The organism is Stappia sp. 28M-7 (assembly GCF_014252955.1).
GTDB lineage: Bacteria > Pseudomonadota > Alphaproteobacteria > Rhizobiales > Stappiaceae > Stappia.
Map to the genome: position 1 here is coordinate 755,632 of NZ_JACMIA010000001.1, position 15,339 is coordinate 770,970.

14 protein-coding genes are annotated in these 15,339 nt (G+C 66.6%); 11 read left to right on the forward strand and 3 right to left on the reverse strand.

Features of this window, described 5'->3' with window-relative positions:
• Positions 1-26: 26 nt before the first annotated feature.
• Positions 27-839 carry a glycosyltransferase family 2 protein gene (locus H7H34_RS03465; RefSeq protein WP_185924270.1) on the reverse strand — a complete coding sequence of 271 codons (813 nt, stop codon included), beginning with the start codon at positions 837-839 and terminating at the stop codon, positions 27-29.
• Positions 840-1,245: 406 nt separating this feature from the next.
• On the opposite strand from H7H34_RS03465, the gene H7H34_RS03470 reads away from it, so the two are divergent.
• Positions 1,246-2,439, forward strand: a complete 1,194-nt coding sequence (locus tag H7H34_RS03470; protein WP_185924271.1) for a porin — start codon at positions 1,246-1,248, stop codon at positions 2,437-2,439.
• A 299-nt stretch (positions 2,440-2,738) separates the two neighbouring features.
• Positions 2,739-3,905 carry an acetyl-CoA acetyltransferase gene (locus tag H7H34_RS03475; RefSeq protein ID WP_120268550.1) on the forward strand — a complete coding sequence of 389 codons (1,167 nt, stop codon included), beginning with the start codon at positions 2,739-2,741 and terminating at the stop codon, positions 3,903-3,905.
• A gap of 95 nt (positions 3,906-4,000) precedes the next feature.
• Here H7H34_RS03475 and H7H34_RS03480 read toward each other — a convergent pair whose 3' ends face one another.
• Positions 4,001-4,702: an HAD family hydrolase gene (locus H7H34_RS03480; RefSeq protein ID WP_185924272.1), complete on the reverse strand. Its 702-nt coding sequence runs from the start codon at positions 4,700-4,702 to the stop codon at positions 4,001-4,003.
• 527 nt (positions 4,703-5,229) lie between these two features.
• Between H7H34_RS03480 and cysG the strand changes: the two genes are divergently transcribed.
• From cysG to H7H34_RS03525, 9 genes are all read left to right on the forward strand, one after another.
• Positions 5,230-6,675, forward strand: a complete 1,446-nt coding sequence (gene cysG / locus H7H34_RS03485; protein WP_185924273.1) for a siroheme synthase CysG — start codon at positions 5,230-5,232, stop codon at positions 6,673-6,675.
• Between the two features lie 21 nt (positions 6,676-6,696).
• Positions 6,697-7,002, forward strand: coding sequence for a DUF2849 domain-containing protein (locus tag H7H34_RS03490; RefSeq protein ID WP_120268553.1), 306 nt, complete (start codon positions 6,697-6,699; stop codon positions 7,000-7,002).
• Between the two features lie 76 nt (positions 7,003-7,078).
• Positions 7,079-8,737 (forward strand): nitrite/sulfite reductase, encoded by a 1,659-nt coding sequence (locus tag H7H34_RS03495; RefSeq protein ID WP_185924274.1) that lies wholly within the window; start codon positions 7,079-7,081, stop codon positions 8,735-8,737.
• Positions 8,724-9,479: a phosphoadenylyl-sulfate reductase gene (locus H7H34_RS03500; protein ID WP_185924275.1), complete on the forward strand. Its 756-nt coding sequence runs from the start codon at positions 8,724-8,726 to the stop codon at positions 9,477-9,479. Before H7H34_RS03495 ends, H7H34_RS03500 begins: the two co-directional genes overlap by 14 nt.
• A gap of 2 nt (positions 9,480-9,481) precedes the next feature.
• Positions 9,482-10,006 carry a DUF934 domain-containing protein gene (locus tag H7H34_RS03505; protein ID WP_185924276.1) on the forward strand — a complete coding sequence of 175 codons (525 nt, stop codon included), beginning with the start codon at positions 9,482-9,484 and terminating at the stop codon, positions 10,004-10,006.
• A gap of 73 nt (positions 10,007-10,079) precedes the next feature.
• Positions 10,080-10,901 (forward strand): ferredoxin--NADP reductase, encoded by an 822-nt coding sequence (locus tag H7H34_RS03510; RefSeq protein WP_371811350.1) that lies wholly within the window; start codon positions 10,080-10,082, stop codon positions 10,899-10,901.
• 78 nt (positions 10,902-10,979) lie between these two features.
• The gene (locus H7H34_RS03515) at positions 10,980-11,609 is read left to right on the forward strand and encodes an NUDIX domain-containing protein (RefSeq protein WP_120268558.1); all 630 of its coding nucleotides are present in this window, start codon (positions 10,980-10,982) and stop codon (positions 11,607-11,609) included.
• Between the two features lie 42 nt (positions 11,610-11,651).
• A complete protein-coding gene (locus H7H34_RS03520) occupies positions 11,652-12,656 on the forward strand; it encodes an NADP-dependent oxidoreductase (protein ID WP_185924277.1) in 1,005 nt (334 codons plus the stop codon).
• 106 nt (positions 12,657-12,762) lie between these two features.
• Positions 12,763-13,983 carry a lytic murein transglycosylase gene (locus tag H7H34_RS03525; protein ID WP_185926422.1) on the forward strand — a complete coding sequence of 407 codons (1,221 nt, stop codon included), beginning with the start codon at positions 12,763-12,765 and terminating at the stop codon, positions 13,981-13,983.
• Between the two features lie 37 nt (positions 13,984-14,020).
• Here the strand turns inward: H7H34_RS03525 and H7H34_RS03530 are convergent, their stop codons facing one another.
• A complete protein-coding gene (locus tag H7H34_RS03530) occupies positions 14,021-15,274 on the reverse strand; it encodes a diguanylate cyclase (protein ID WP_185924278.1) in 1,254 nt (417 codons plus the stop codon).
• Positions 15,275-15,339: the final 65 nt, after the last annotated feature.

Consider the following 15,339-nt stretch of genomic DNA (forward strand, 5'->3'; position numbering starts at 1 on the left):
AAGGTGCCTCGCCGAAGGGGCGGGCCTCAGCTCCGCCGGCGCTGTTCGGCCCGCTCGCAAAGCTCCCGCTCATAGGCCTTCGCAAGCCGCAGGAACCTCGTATAGGCGAAATTGACGGAGATCACGATCCCCCACCAGCCATAGAGGGCATAGCGGCGGATCGCATAGGCCTTCAGGAAGGCGAGGGGGAATTCGGTGGCGATGCGCCAGCGGGCGATCCGCCGGCCGCGCGCGGCCATGTCCTCGGCCTGCATGGTCGAGTAGCGGTTCATCTTCTCCACGTGGAAGGCGACCGAGCGAATCGAGCGGTGCTCCATCGCCCCCTTCAGGCGCGCGCGCCTTGCGCCGTCCGGCGGACGCACCGTGTCGTGCACGGGCGAATCGGAAAAGCGTCCCGCGCGCCGGTCGTAAAGGCGGATCTGGATATAGCCATAGGCCCAGGGCGCCGGACCGTCCTCATGGGCGAAGACGTCCTTGATCGCCACGTCCCAGAACGGCGCCGAGGTCAGCGCGCCGGAGGCGGCCAGTTGCGCGATCTCGCGCGCCAGCGCGGGCGTTGCCGCCTCGTCCGCATCCAGGTTGAAGATCCAGTCGTTGCGGCACTGGTCCTCGCCGAAGCGCTTCTGTTGTCCGTAGCCCGGCCAGGCATTCTCTATGACGCGCGCACCATGCGCGTGCGCGAGGTCCTGCGTCCCGTCGGTGGAGCCGCTGTCGACCACGACGACCTCGTCGGCGAATCCGGCGACGCTGTCGATGGCGCGGGCGATGCGGTCGGCCTCGTTGTGGGCAATGATGAAGACCGATATGGCGACGGGCGTCCCGCCAACTGTCGTCTGCATCCGTTCACGTCCCCGTTTCCAGCCCTGTGGGCGTCTTGACTGCCACGAATCGAGGCAGGGCCTGCCTGCAAAAGCGCGCCGATGCGGCATTCGGGCCCTCTTTACGGGTCGCGAGGGGCCGCTTCAAGGCTCTCGCAGCGCAGCATGGCGCGGAAGGCCGAAAAGCCGCGCCGGCGGCCGAAAACGGCAGAACCGCAGGAAACCTCGGTCATTTGCTAACAGAGGCTTAACGGGGTGTCACCACAAAGACACACTGTGTCCGTCGAGTGCCGCTTTCGGGTATTTGCCGGTTGCTAGCCGCCGACGGCCTCGCTTAGAAAAGGATCGAGCTCGCGGGGAAGCTTGCTCAACTCTTCATCTCCCGTTGGCCGCTAGGTCACACAGGGAATAACGACGAGGTCAGGAAATGAACATCAAGAGCATCCTGCTCGGCGCTTCCGCTGCTGCCATGGCAGCCACGGGCGCTCAGGCCGCCGATCTCCCGGTGGCTCCGGAGCCGGTCGACTACGTTCGCGTTTGCGACGCTTTCGGCACCGGCTTCTTCTACATCCCGGGCACCGAGACCTGCCTGAAGATCGGCGGCGGCGTTCGCGTCGAGTTCCGTCTGTTCGACATGCTGGACAACGGTGGTTCCGCTTGGGACGACCGCACCGACACCTCGACCGGCATCCGTGCTCGTGGCTACCTGAACTTCGACAGCCGCACCAACACCGAGTACGGCCTGCTGCGCACCTACGTCGCGGCTTGGTCGACCACCGACAACGCCGGTGCGTCTGACTTCTACCTCGACGAAGCCTTCATCCAGCTGGGTGGCTTCGTTGCTGGTCGTACCGCTACGTACTTCCAGTTCTACACCGGCAACAACTGGGGTTCCGTCCTCGACCAGGGCTTCACCGATTACGGCGAGACCAACCTGTTCGCGTACACCGCTCAGTTCGGCAACGGCTTCTCGGCCTCGGTGTCGGCTGAAGTCGCGAACAAGCGCGGCACGATCGTTGGCCCGGTTGCCGGCGTCAACTACTACGGCGGCCACAAGATCCCGGACTTCGTCGCCAACCTGCGCGTCGATCAGGGCTGGGGTTCGGCTCAGATCATGGGTGCTCTGCACCACGTCTACGGTGCCAACGTTGCCGGCGTGACCGGTGGCAAGAGCAAGCTCGGCTGGGCGATCGGCGCTGGCGCCACGTTCAACCTGCCGATGATCGCTCCGGGCGACAACATCTCGCTGCAGGCGGTCTACTCGCAGGGCGCGATCGGCTACGTCAGCTCGGCTTGGGACGGCGTGTTCTCTGACGCTGCTTACAACGCTGGCGGCGCTCTGAAGATGTCGACGGCTTGGGGCATCGGCGGTGGCTTCACCCACTTCTGGACCCCGGCGATCTCGACCGCGATCACCGCTTCGTACAACAGCCTGGATCAGGCTGCGAGCGCTGGTCTGGCCGACATCCGCGACCTGAACGTCCAGGGTAACATCATCTGGCGTCCGGTCTCCGGCCTGTACCTCGGTGCTGAGCTCGAGTACCGCAACCGCGACATCAAGGGCGTTGCTGGCAACGACGACGCTCTGGTCGGCGTGTTCCGTATCCAGCGCACGTTCTAATCTGATCCTCTGAGGATTGGATTGAGAGGCCCGGCAGGCAACTGCCGGGCCTTTTTCTTTGCTCGCATTCAGGCCGGAGGAGGTGTGTTGGATGCGGGAGAGTTTCTCAAATTTCATCTAAGTTCATATATATAAATAAGAAATCCTTCTCTATTGACGTTTTCGTAAATAAGGCGCTTGCAAGCCTGCCTGCGAAGTGGAATCTTCCCCACCATTGAAGGAAACGGCCCGGGATCCGGACAGGCCCGCCCGCATGGGCAGCCGGCGATCCGCGTCAGGGCGTTTTGGCGGAGGTAGTCATGACTGCAGCAATTGTCGGCTGGGCCCATACCCCCTTTGGCAAGCATTCCGACGAGACGGTCGAGAGCCTGATCGTCCAGGTGGCGCGCGATGCCATCGCCGATGCCGGTTTCGAGCCGGCGGATATCGACGAGATCGTGCTCGGCCATTTCAACGCCGGCTTCTCGGCCCAGGACTTCACCGCCTCGCTCGTGCTGCAGGCCGACCCCGGCTTGCGCTTCAAGCGCGCGACCCGCGTCGAGAATGCCTGCGCGACCGGATCGGCCGCCGTACATCAGGGCGTGCGCGCCATTGCTGCGCGCGAGGCGCGGGTGGTGCTGGTGGTCGGCGTCGAGCAGATGACCACGACCCCGGGTCCGGAGATCGGCCGCAACCTGCTCAAGGCCTCCTACCTGCCGGAAGACGGCGACACGCCGGCCGGCTTTGCCGGTGTCTTCGGCAAGATCGCACAGGCCTATTTCCAGAAATACGGCGACCGCTCGGACGCGCTGGCCGCCATTGCCGCCAAGAACCACAAGAACGGCGTCGGCAATCCTTACGCGCAGATGCGTAAGGATCTCGGCTTCGACTTCTGCCGCGCCGAGAGCGAGAAGAACCCCTTCGTCGCCGGCCCGCTGAAGCGTACCGACTGCTCGCTCGTCTCCGACGGCGCCGCCGCGCTGGTGCTGACCGATATCGAGACCGCGCTCGGCCGCAAGAAGGCCGTCGCCTTCCGCGGCCTCGCCCATGCGCAGGACTTCCTGCCCATGTCGAAGCGCGACATCCTCGCCTTCGAGGGCTGCGGCGAGGCCTGGCGCCGGGCGTTGACGGCGGCGGGTCTGTCCATCGGCGACCTGTCCTTCGTCGAGACCCACGACTGCTTCACCATTGCCGAGCTGATCGAGTACGAGGCGATGGGCCTGACCGCGCCGGGCGAGGGGCATCGCGCCATCCTCGAGGGCTGGACGCAGATGGACGGCCGCCTGCCGGTCAATCCGTCGGGCGGCCTCAAGGCCAAGGGGCATCCGATCGGTGCCACCGGCGTTTCGATGCATGTGCTGTCGTCGATGCAGCTGACCGGCACGGCCGGCGACATCCAGGTGAAGAATGCCGAGCTCGGCGGCGTCTTCAACATGGGCGGCGCTGCGGTCGCCAACTACGTTTCGGTGCTGCAGCCGCTGCGCTGAGGGCGGCGGGGGCATCGCCCCCTAGGGCGCACGAACGAGAGGGCGCGGGGGAACTCCCGCGCCTTTTTCTTTGGCTGGCTGCCTTTGGAAAGGGGTCAGTAGACGGCCGATTCCATGTAGCGGGCGAGATCCAGCAGGTCGAAGGCGACGATGTCCCAACTGTCGCGGGGGGCGAGGTCGTTGCGCTGATCGGCGCCGAATTCCTTCGGCCTTGCAAAGAAGGCGGTCTTCAGTCCCACCGCCCGGGCGGCGGCCAGGTCGGCATTGTGGGCGGAGGCATACATGACCTCGGACGGCTGCAGGTCGAGCGTCGCCGCCGCCTTGAGGAACAGGCTGCCGTCGTGCGTCTGCCCGTCCAGCAGGTCCGATCCCAGCACGAGATCCCACGGCAGGCCCGCATGCTTGGCGAGCCAGGTCATCGGTGCGGTCGGAAGGTCGGTGCAGGCGGCGATGACATATTCGCGCCGCAACGCGCGCAGGCCCGGCACGCTGTCCGGCCAGGCCGGGAAGCGCTGCCAGCAGGACAGAAGCAATTCCTGTTCGCGGCTGCCGGCCGAAGCTTCGAGTCCGGCTTCTTCCAGAACCCTGATCAGGCTTTCAGCCAGGTGTTCCTGCGCCTGGATCGCTCCCGTGCTGGAAGCCAGCCGCGCGCGATAGTCCCTGTACCATGCACTTGCCAGGGTACTCGCCGAGATGTCCTTGCCACTTTTTGCGAAGGCGCGTTCGAAACCGCTGGATAGACCCCTGTTCCAATCGACAATGGTGCCCAATACATCAAAGAAAATAGCTTTTACCACGGGTTTTCACTCGATACCGATATGTCTGAAACGCTACTGGGGTGACCAGTATTAGTTGCTTGACTGTGGGAATCAACCAAGAGTCTTCCTTGTCGCAGGTACAGTAACATTCCCTAACCTGAATTCCTGAAGAAAGCAGAATTATGGATAAGGGGCGAAAACCAAAAAGAAAACACAGGAAATCTCATCAATGTTGAGCGGGATTCGATAATTTTTCGAAATTATGGCGAAGCGGTTGCAAAGGCTCGCAAGAGCGCGCCAAAGACTACGGTTCTGAATTCCGTCAAGGGAAAACCTCTCTCTTGGGTTGTGGTCGGGCGACAGGACGCCTTTTCGTCTTGCGGCAGCAAATTCGTGTCGGCTGCCGGCAAGCATTTCGGATCCGCCCGCCTCCAAAACCGCCGGAAGCCCGATCCGTAGCATGATTTTTCCCTGCCGCTTCCCTCGATTGAAATGCCATGCCCGGCGCAAGCGGGGCCGAGGCTTTATCTCTAGGGCTGTTTCAGACCGCCCGGAGATCGCGCCAGATGGCACGCCACGCACAGGCATCGGATCGCAAGCTCGCTGTCTTCCCGGCCTTTCACAAGGTCGAGGGCAAGCGCGTCGTCGTCGTGGGCGGCGGCGACGAGGCAGCCGCCAAGGTTCGTCTCCTCGCCGAGACGCTCGCCGATATCGTCGTCATTGCGCCGCAGGCCGAGGACGTCCTGCGGGACGCCGTAGCCCGTGCCGGCGGCACCATTCTCGCTGAAGCCTTCGCTCCCGCTCACCTTGAGGGTGCCGTCCTCGTCTTTGCCGCCAGCGGCGACGAAGCGGAAGATACCGCCGTGGTGGCGGCCGCACGCGCGCTGGGGCTTCCGGCCAATGCGGTCGATCGGCCGGAGATCTGCGACTTCTATGTCGGCGCGCTGGTCAACCGCGCGCCGGTCGCCGTCGCCATCACCTCCACCGGCGTCGGCCCGGTGCTGGCCCGCCACATCCGTGCGCGCATCGAGGCGATGCTGCCGCGCGAGACCGGTGATCTCGCCCGCCTTGCCGAGAGCTTCCGCGACACGGTCGTTCGGGTCATCGCCAGCGGCGTCGAGCGTCGGCGCTTCTGGGCCCGCTTCTTCTCCGGCCCGGTCGCTGCCCATCTGCAGTCCGGGCGCCCGGATGCGGCGCGCGCCGAGGCGCAGCGCCTGCTCAACACCCGCAACGAGGAAGCCGGCTTCGTCTGGCTGGTCGGCGCCGGCCCCGGTGCCGAGGACCTCTTGACCCTTCGCGCACAGCGCCTGCTGCAGGAGGCCGACGTCATCGTGCACGACGCGCTGGTGCCCGAGGCGGTCGTCGCCATGGGCCGGCGCGATGCGGAACGCATTTCGGTCGGCAAGCGCAAGGGTCGTCACTCGGTTTCGCAAGCCGAGATCAACGCGATCCTGGTGCGCGAGGCCTCGCACGGCCGCCGCGTCGTGCGGCTGAAGGCGGGCGATCCGCTGGTCTTCGGCCGCGCCGGCGAGGAGATCGCCGCCCTGCGCGCCGCCGGCATCGCCCATGACGTGGTGCCCGGCGTCACCGCGGCCCTGGCCGCCGCCGCCAGCACCCGCATTCCGCTCACCCTGCGCGGCGTTGCCTCCGACCTCGTCTTCGCCACCGGCCACGACCGGGACGGCGAGACGCTGCCGTCCTGGGGCGCGCTGGCGCTGCAGGGCGCGACCGTTGCCGTCTACATGGGCCGCACGGTCGCCGTCCGCGTCGCCGACCGCCTGCTGGAGGCCGGGCTGTCGCCCGCCATCCCCGTTGCGGTGGTCGAGAACGCGGCGCAGCGCAACGAGCGTTTCTTTGCCGGCACGCTCGCCGACCTGCCGGCGCTTGAGGACCGTCACGAGATCGACGGCCCGACCCTCATCATCATCGGCGAGGCCGTCGGCCATGCCGATCTCGCGAACAGCCAGCCCCTGCGCGTCGTGCCGGCCGAAAGGGCCGTGGTCGCCGCATAGCCCCCCTGAAGGAGCGATTGCATGAAGGCTTTGACAGCCAACCGACTGATCGATGGCGAAGTGGTGTGGCTCGGCCGCTCCGGCCAGTGGGTGGAGACCCTGGCCAGCGCCTGGCTGCTGGAAACGCCCGAGGCTATCGCCGAGGCGGAAGCGGCAGGGGCTGAGGCCGAGGCGGCCCAGCTCATCGTCGAGCCCTATCTCATCGATCTGACGCGCCAGGACGGCGAGATCCTGCCGGTCCGCTTCCGCGAGAAGATCCGCGCCAAGGGGCCGACCGTGCGCCAGGACCTCGGCAAGCAGGCCCGGCGCGAGGTGTCGGCGGCCTGATCCGGCCGCGACACGTTACCCGATAAGGACCCAGAACCCGGACGCGAAGCGATCCGCCGTTCCAGGAGTTGCAAGCATGTACCGCTATGACGAGTTCGACGCCCATTTCGTGTCCGCCCGCGTGGACCAGTTCCGCGACCAGGTGCAGCGCCGCCTTGCCGGCGACCTGACGGAAGAGCAGTTCAAGCCGCTGCGGCTGATGAACGGCGTCTACCTGCAGCTCCACGCCTACATGCTGCGCATCGCCATCCCCTACGGCACGCTGAATGCCGGCCAGATGCGGCGCCTTGCCCATGTCGCGCGTACCTATGATCGGGGCTACGGCCACTTCACCACGCGCCAGAACATCCAGTTCAACTGGCCGCGGCTGAAGGACATTCCCGAGATCCTGTCGCAGCTGGCGGAAGTCGAGATGCACGCGATTCAGACTTCGGGCAATTGCATCCGCAATGTCACGGCCGACCATTTCTCGGGTGCGGCCGCCGACGAGATCCTCGACCCGCGGCCCTATGCCGAGATCCTGCGCCAGTGGTCCTCGCTGCATCCGGAGTTCTCGTATCTGCCGCGCAAGTTCAAGATCGCGGTCACCGGCGCCCCGCACGACCGCGCGGCGGTGCAGGTGCACGATATCGGCCTGCAGGCGGTGCGCGATGCTGACGGCAATGTAGGCTTCCGCGTCTTCGTCGGCGGCGGCCTTGGCCGTACCCCGATGGTCGGCCGGCTGGTGCGCGAGTTCCTGCCCGAGGCGGACCTGCTCGCCTACAGCGAGGCGATCCTGCGCGTCTACAACCGCTACGGCCGCCGCGACAACAAGTACAAGGCCCGTATCAAGATCCTGGTCCACGAGACCGGCCTTGAGGAGCTCAAGGCCGATATCGAGGCGGAATTCGCCGAAATCCGCGACGGTGTCCTGACGCTGCCGGCCTCGGAGATCGAGCGCATCACCGCCTATTTCGCGCCGCCGGCCTTCGAGGTCGCGGTCGGGGACGAGGCGGTGCTGGACGCGGCCATCGCCGCGGATCCGCAGCTCGAGGCCTTTGCCGCGCGCAACGTCCACCCGCACCGCGCGCCCGGCTATGCCAGCCTCACCATCTCGCTGAAGCCCATCGGCAAGGCGCCGGGCGATGCCACGGCCGAACAGATGGAGGTCGTCGCCGACCTTGCAGAGCGTTATGGCCATGACGAGATCCGCGTCAGCCACGAGCAGAACCTGGTGCTGCCGCATGTGCGTCGCCGCGACATCCCGGCGATCCACGCCGCGCTGGTCGCAGCGGGCCTGGGCGAGGCCAATGCGGGCCTGGTGACGGACATCATTGCCTGCCCGGGGCTCGACTATTGCGCCCTTGCCACCGCCCGCTCGATCCCGGTCGCGCAGCGCATTTCCGAGCGTTTCGCCTCGCCCGAGCGTCAGCGCGAGATCGGCGATCTCAAGATCAAGATCTCGGGCTGCATCAATGCCTGCGGCCATCACCATGTCGGCCATATCGGCATTCTCGGCGTCGAGAAGAAGGGCGAGGAATACTACCAGATCACCCTTGGCGGCTCGGCCGACGAGAACACCTCGGTCGGCGAGATCATCGGTCGCGGCTTCTCGTATGACGAGGTCGTCGATGCGATCGAGAAGGTCGTCGACACCTATGTCGGCCTGCGCGAAACCCCGCAGGAAGACTTCCTGGCCGCCTATCGCCGTGTCGGCGATCAACCGTTCAAGGAGGCGCTCTATGGCACTGCGTGAGGCCTATGCGGTCCGCGAGGACCTGCCGACGCCGGCCCTCGACGCGGCCTGGCTCGCCGACCGGTTCGTCTCGGCCTCGGCGGAGGCGGTGATCGCCGCCGCGCGCGGCCGCTTCGGCGACCGGCTGGCGATGGTGTCCTCCTTCGGCGCGGAAGCGGCGGTGCTCCTGCACCTCGTTTCGCGCGTCGACCGGACGATCCCCGTGCTGTTCATCGACACCGGCAAGCTGTTTCCCGACACGCTGCGCTACCGCGACCTCCTGGTCGAGCAGTTCGGCCTTTCGGACGTGCGCACCCTTGCGCCCGATCCGGCGGATCTCGAGGCCGTCGATCCGGCCGGCATGCTGTGGATGAGCGATACGGACGCCTGCTGCGAGATCCGCAAGGTCCGCCCGCTGGCGCGCGCGCTCAAGGGCTTCGACGCCTGGATCTCCGGGCGCAAGCGCTTCCAGGCGAGCACCCGCTCCAACATCCCGGTCTTCGAGGTCGATGGCGAGCGTATCAAGGTCAACCCGCTGGCCGACTGGGACCCGTCGGACCTGCGCGCCTATGCGCAGGCGCAGGACCTGCCCAGCCACCCGCTGGTCGCCAGGGGCTACCCGTCCATCGGCTGCATGCCCTGCACCAGCCCGGTGGCAGAGGGCGAGGACCCGCGCGCCGGCCGCTGGCGGGGGCGCGACAAGACCGAATGCGGCATTCATCTGGCCCTGCCGATGGAGAACGAACAGGGAGCCGGGATCTGACCATGGCGGCAAGACTTTACCGTAACGGCGGCTTCGTCGCCGACACGTGGACCCATCTGGACGACGAGGCGGAGCTTCCGGCGGAAGGCGCGTTCGTCGTGCCGCTGGCCCGCTTCCTGGGGGCGGCGGCCGATCTGCCGCAGGGCGTCAAGCTTGCGCCGCTGGTCAAGGCGGGCGACGATCCGGCAAGCCTTGCCGGCCATCTCGCCGCGCTGGAGCTGGTGGTGGTGGACTTCGCCAAGTTTTCCGACGGGCGCGGCTACTCCACCGCCCGCCTGCTGCGCCAGCGCTACGGCTTTGCCGGCGAAGTCCGGGCGAGCGGCGACGTGCTGCTCGACCAGATCCCGTTGATGCGGCGGGTCGGGTTCGATGCGTTTTCGGTCGTCAACGAGCCGACGATCCGGGCGCTGGAGGCTGGCCACGACGTCGACGTGCCACTATACCTCCAACCTGCGGAACGGGCAGGCGAGGTGCCTGCTGGCGCGCGCTACTGGGCCCGGCGCCCGGCAGGTGCGCAGCTTTCCTGATGTCGCCGGCGCGCCGTTTGGCTATTCTGCCGCCGGACATTCGGGTACACGTATTGTTCGACATGTAGTGAGGATGCAACGCATGAATGTGGTCAATCTTGCCGGCGATCTCGCCGACGCCGTACCCGCCGGCGCCACCGCCGAGACGGTGACCGAGGTTCAGCACTACACGGACGACCTGTTCCGCTTCCGCATGACGCGCCCTGCGAGCTTCCGCTTCCGTTCGGGAGAGTTCGTGATGATCGGCCTGATGGTCGGCGACAAGCCGGTCTTCCGCGCCTATTCCATCGCCTCTCCGTCCTGGGACGAGGAGCTGGAATTCTTCTCGATCAAGGTTCCCGACGGCCCGCTGACCCAGCATCTGCAGAAGATCAAGGTCGGCGACAAGGTCCTGATGAAGAAGAAGCCGACCGGCACGCTCGTCAACGACGCGCTGGTTTCCGGCAAGCGCCTCTACATGTTCTCCACCGGCACCGGCTTTGCGCCCTTCGCCAGCCTGATCCGCGATCCGGAGACCTACGAGAAGTTCGAGGAGGTGATCGTCACCCACTCGTGCCGCTTCGTGGCGGAGCTCGCCTATTCGCAGCAGACGGTGGCCGCCACCCGCGATGACCCGCTGATCGGCGAGCTCGCGGCCAGCCAGCTGCGCCTGTTCACCTCGACCACCCGCGAGCCGCACGAGCATACCGGCCGCATCACCACCCTGATCGAGAATGGCGACCTGTTCCGCGCGCTCGGCGTGCCGCCGCTCGATCCGGAAACCGACCGGGCGATGATCTGCGGCTCGATGGCGATGCTCAAGGACACCAAGGCGCTGCTCGAGGCTGCCGGCCTGACCGAGGGGGCCAACAACCGCCCGGCCGAGTTCGTCATCGAAAGGGCCTTCGTCGGCTGACGACTTTTGCCCCCCTTGCGCTGCTTGCCCGTGGCTGACATGAGTGTGACGCCGTGTCGCGGCGCATCGGGAGAGTTTATGCAAAAAGAAGACAGGCAGGACCCGGCCGAACGGGATGGGGAAGAGGCTGTGCGCGTGATTTCGGAGCGCAGCCTCTACGAGGGCTTCGGCACCTACCGAGAGATGGTTGTCGAACAGCCGCTGGCCTCCGGCGGCAATATTGAGATTTCAAGAGAGTTTCAGGCACGGCGCGATGTCGTCGCCGTTCTTCCCTATGATCCGGTGCGGCGGGTCGCCTTGCTCGCCCGCCAGCTCCGCGTACCGCTTTTCGCCCGCGGCGATCATGACGGTTACCTAGAGGAAGTGCCGGCCGGTTACATCGACGAAGGCGAGGTCGCCGACGAGGCCGCCCGCCGCGAGGCCGCCGAGGAAGTCGGCGTCAAGGTCGGCGAGCTGGAACACGTCGCCGACGTCTTTCCCTCGCCCGGCGCCATCACCGAACGGCTCAGTCTCTATCTTGCCCGCTACGGCGCCGGCGATGTCGTCTCCAGCGGCGGCGGCCTTGCCGAGGAGGGCGAGGAGATCGAGGTGCTGGAATGGCCCATCGCCCGCCTCGGCGAAGCGGTGCAGGAGGGCAGCCTCCACGACGCCAAGACGCTGATCCTGGTTCAGGCCCTGATGTTGCGTGCGCCCGAGCTTTTCTCGTAGCCTTGCCGCTATCGTATCTCCAACACGCGAAAAGGGACCGCCATGCCGATGAACCGCGTCGTGCGTCTGGTCAAGCGCCCGGCCCCGGGCCTTGTCACGCCGGATTGCTTCGAGATCCGGGACGAGCCGCTGCCGGAGCCGGGGGAGGGCGAGTTCCGCGTCCGCATCAGCCATGTCTCGCTGGATCCGGCCATGCGCGGCTGGGTCAATGAGGGCAAGTCCTACGTGCCGCCCGTTGGCCTCGGCGATGTCATGCGCTCCTTTTCCGCCGGTGTCGTGGAGGCCTCGCGCAATCCCGACTTCCAGGAGGGCGAGGCCGTCGTCGGCCTGTTCGGCGTGCAGACCCATGCCGTGTCGGACGGCAAGGGCGTGCAGCGCGCCGACACCTCGATCGCTCCGCTGCAAAGCTGGATCGGCGGCCTCGGCATGCCGGGCCTGACCGCCTATTTCGGCCTGCTGCGGGTTGCCGAGGCGAAGGAGGGCGATACGGTGGTCGTTTCCGCCGCCTCCGGCGCGGTCGGCTCCATCGTCGGCCAGATCGCCAGGATCAAGGGCTGCCGGGCGGTCGGCATCGCCGGTGGACCTGAAAAGTGCCGGGCGCTGGTCGAGGAGGACGGGTTCGACGCGGCGGTCGACTACAAGGCCGGCAATCTTACCGCGGATCTGGCCGCTGCCTGTCCGGGGGGCATCGACGTCAATTTCGAGAATGTCGGCGGCGAGATCCTCGACACGGTGCTGGCGCAGATGAACACGTTCGGGCGCATTGCCGTCTGCGGCCTGATCTCGGCCTACAACGCGACGACGCCGCAGCCGGGTCCCGCCAACCTGCGGTTTCTGCTGACCCAGCGGCTGCGCATGCAGGGCTTCATCGTCTTCGACTTCATCCGCGAAAACCCGGTCGCCCTTGCCGACCTGTCGCAATGGGTCTCGCAAGGGCGGCTGAAGTTCCGCGAGGACGTGCGCGAGGGCGGGGTGGACGCCTTCCCGCAGGTGCTGAACCTGCTCTATACCGGCGGAAATTTCGGCAAGCTTTCGCTGAAAGTCTGACCTCTCCGCCATCCTGCTGACAAGATGTCGCGGCCTCATCGAAGCCGTCTTTTTCGGACGGTGGGAGCGCGGGATGCGGCGGATCGGGCTGGGGTCGATTGCAGGAATGGGGCGCTCTCGGGCGGGGCCCGCAAAGGCGCGGGGCGCGGTGCCGGCGCTTGCCGGCCCGTTGCTGGCATTGTCGCTGGCGCTCGGCGCTTCGCCCGCTGCCGCATCGCTGGAAAGCTGCCTGCCGCAGATGCGCGCCGAGGCCGTGAAGGCCGGCGTCAGCCAGCGCACGGTGGACGCCGCGCTCGCCAATGTCGCCTATGACGAAAAGGCCGTGCGCTTTTCCACCAGCCAGCCGGAATACAAGACGCCGATCTGGGACTACCTCGCCTTCCTCGTCGATGCCGAGCGCATCGCCGACGGCCGCAAGATGCTGTCCCGTCATGCCCGCGTGCTGGAGCAGGTCGAGAAGACCTACGGTATCGACCGCCACATCGTCGTCGCCGTGTGGGGCGTGGAGAGCGATTTCGGCCAGTTCCGCGGCGACTTCCACGTTCCCCATGCGCTGGCCAATGTCGGCTGTTCCGGCCGGCGGGCGAAGTATTTCCGCTCCGAGCTGATCGAAATCCTCAAGATCGTCGACCGCGGCGACGTGCGCCTTGCCGACCTGCAGGGCTCCTGGGCCGGTGCCTTCGGCCAGACCCAGTTCATGCCCTCCACCTATCGCCGTCTTGCGGTCGACTTCGACCGGGACGGGCGCAAGGATCTGGTCAACTCGGTGCCGGACGCGCTCGCCTCCACCGCCAACTATCTCAAGAACGCCGGCTGGGTCACCGGCATGCCCTGGGGTTATGAGGTCAAGGTGCCGGCCGGCTATCGCGGTCCCTCGGGCCGCAAGTCCAAGGTCTCGGTCACCGAGTGGGGCAAGCGCGGCATCCGCCATCTCGACGGGGGCGATCTGACCGGCGCGGCGAAGGCCGGCCTGCTGCTGCCCGCCGGCGCGGAAGGGCCTGCCTTCCTCGTCTTCAGCAATTTCGATGCGATCTACACCTACAATGTCGCGGAAAGCTACGCGCTGGCGATCTCGCATCTCGCCGACCGGCTGCGCGGCGGCGGGCCGTTCCAGGTCGCCTGGCCGACCAGCGATCCGGGCCTGTCGCGCAAGGAGCGGCTGGAGCTGCAAAAGCTGCTGCTGCGCGCCGGCTACGATATCGGCGAGGCCGACGGGCGGGTGGGGGCCGCGACCCGCGAAGGCATCAGCAAGGCCGAGGCGCGGCTCGGGATGCCGGTCACGGGTCGTCCGGGCCAGCGCATCTACAAGGCGCTCGGCGGCCGCTGAGCCGCCGGCCGGCTATTCCGGAAACAAGAGTAGGAGGTCAGGACGCGACCGTGCGGTTGCGTCCGCCGTGCTTGGCCTCATAGAGCCGCATGTCGGCGATCCGCATCGCCGCCTGCAGGGACGCCTCGTTGCCGTTCGACAGGCCGACGCTGATCGTCACATTGCCGAGCAGGCGCAGCGGCCCCTCGTGCCCGGTCAGCTCGGCCAGTCCCTTGCGCACCTTGTCGATGAAGGCGACGCCGTCGGCCGGTTCGACGCCGGGCAGCAGCACGCAGAATTCGTCGCCGCCCAGGCGCGCCGGGAAGGCGCGCTGCGGGCAGTGCTCGCGCAGCAGCATGCCGAACAGACGGATCAGCTCGTCGCCCTGTTCGTGGCCGAACCGGTCGTTGACGGACTTGAATGTATCGATGTCGATAGCCGCCACTGTCACAGTCTCGCCGGCGCGGCGCGTCCGCTCGAACATGCCATTGCCCTCGGAAAACAGGTGGCGGCGGTTCGACAGCCCGCTCAGCGCGTCGCCATGCGCCATGCCCGACAGGGTCTGGATCCGGTCCAGCATGTCGAGGTTCTGCGAGATCCGCAGCATGAACTCTTCAGGCGTGCAGGACTTCGGCAGGAAGTCGTTGGCGCCCGATTTCAGGAAGCGGGCGATCACCTCGGGGCCGGCCTTGCCCGAAAGGCCGATCACGGCCAGCTCGTTCATGGTGAAGCGCCCGCGCACGGCCCGCAGCACCTCGAACCCGTCGATCCGCGGCATCACATAGTCCAGCACCACCAGCCGCAGGTTCTCGAACGTGTCCAGCAGGTCGATGGCGGTCTTGTGGTCCGGCGCGGTATGCACCCGCAGCTGGTAGAGCGACAGGCGCCGGGCGATCACTTCCGTGTCGACCCGGCTGTCGTCGATCACCAGCGCATCGATATGGCGGTTGGCATGGACGCGCTGCACCAGCGTCGTCAGGTAGGTCAGGCTCGCCGGGCTGTCCTTCAGGATGTAGTCGACCACGCCCTTGTTCAGCAGCGTGTGCCGCAGCTTCTCGTCGAAGCGTCCGGAAAACACGATGGTCGGCAGCTGCGCGTTCAGCGTCACATCGACGATCTCGCCGTCGGGCGCGTCCGGCAGGGTCAGGTCGACCAGGGCCACCACCGGCTTGAAATCGGGTCGCGCCAACAGGGCCTCGGCCTCCGCTCGTGTCGTCGCGGAAACAACCTCCAGCCCGTGCAGCTCGCTCAACTGACGGCGAATGACCCGCTCGAAGAATGACGCATCCTCTACAAGCAGAACTTGTCCCATCTCGCACGCCCCAACTCTCTCCCAGGGACCACGACCATTGTCCGGGATCGGTGAAGGAAACGTTT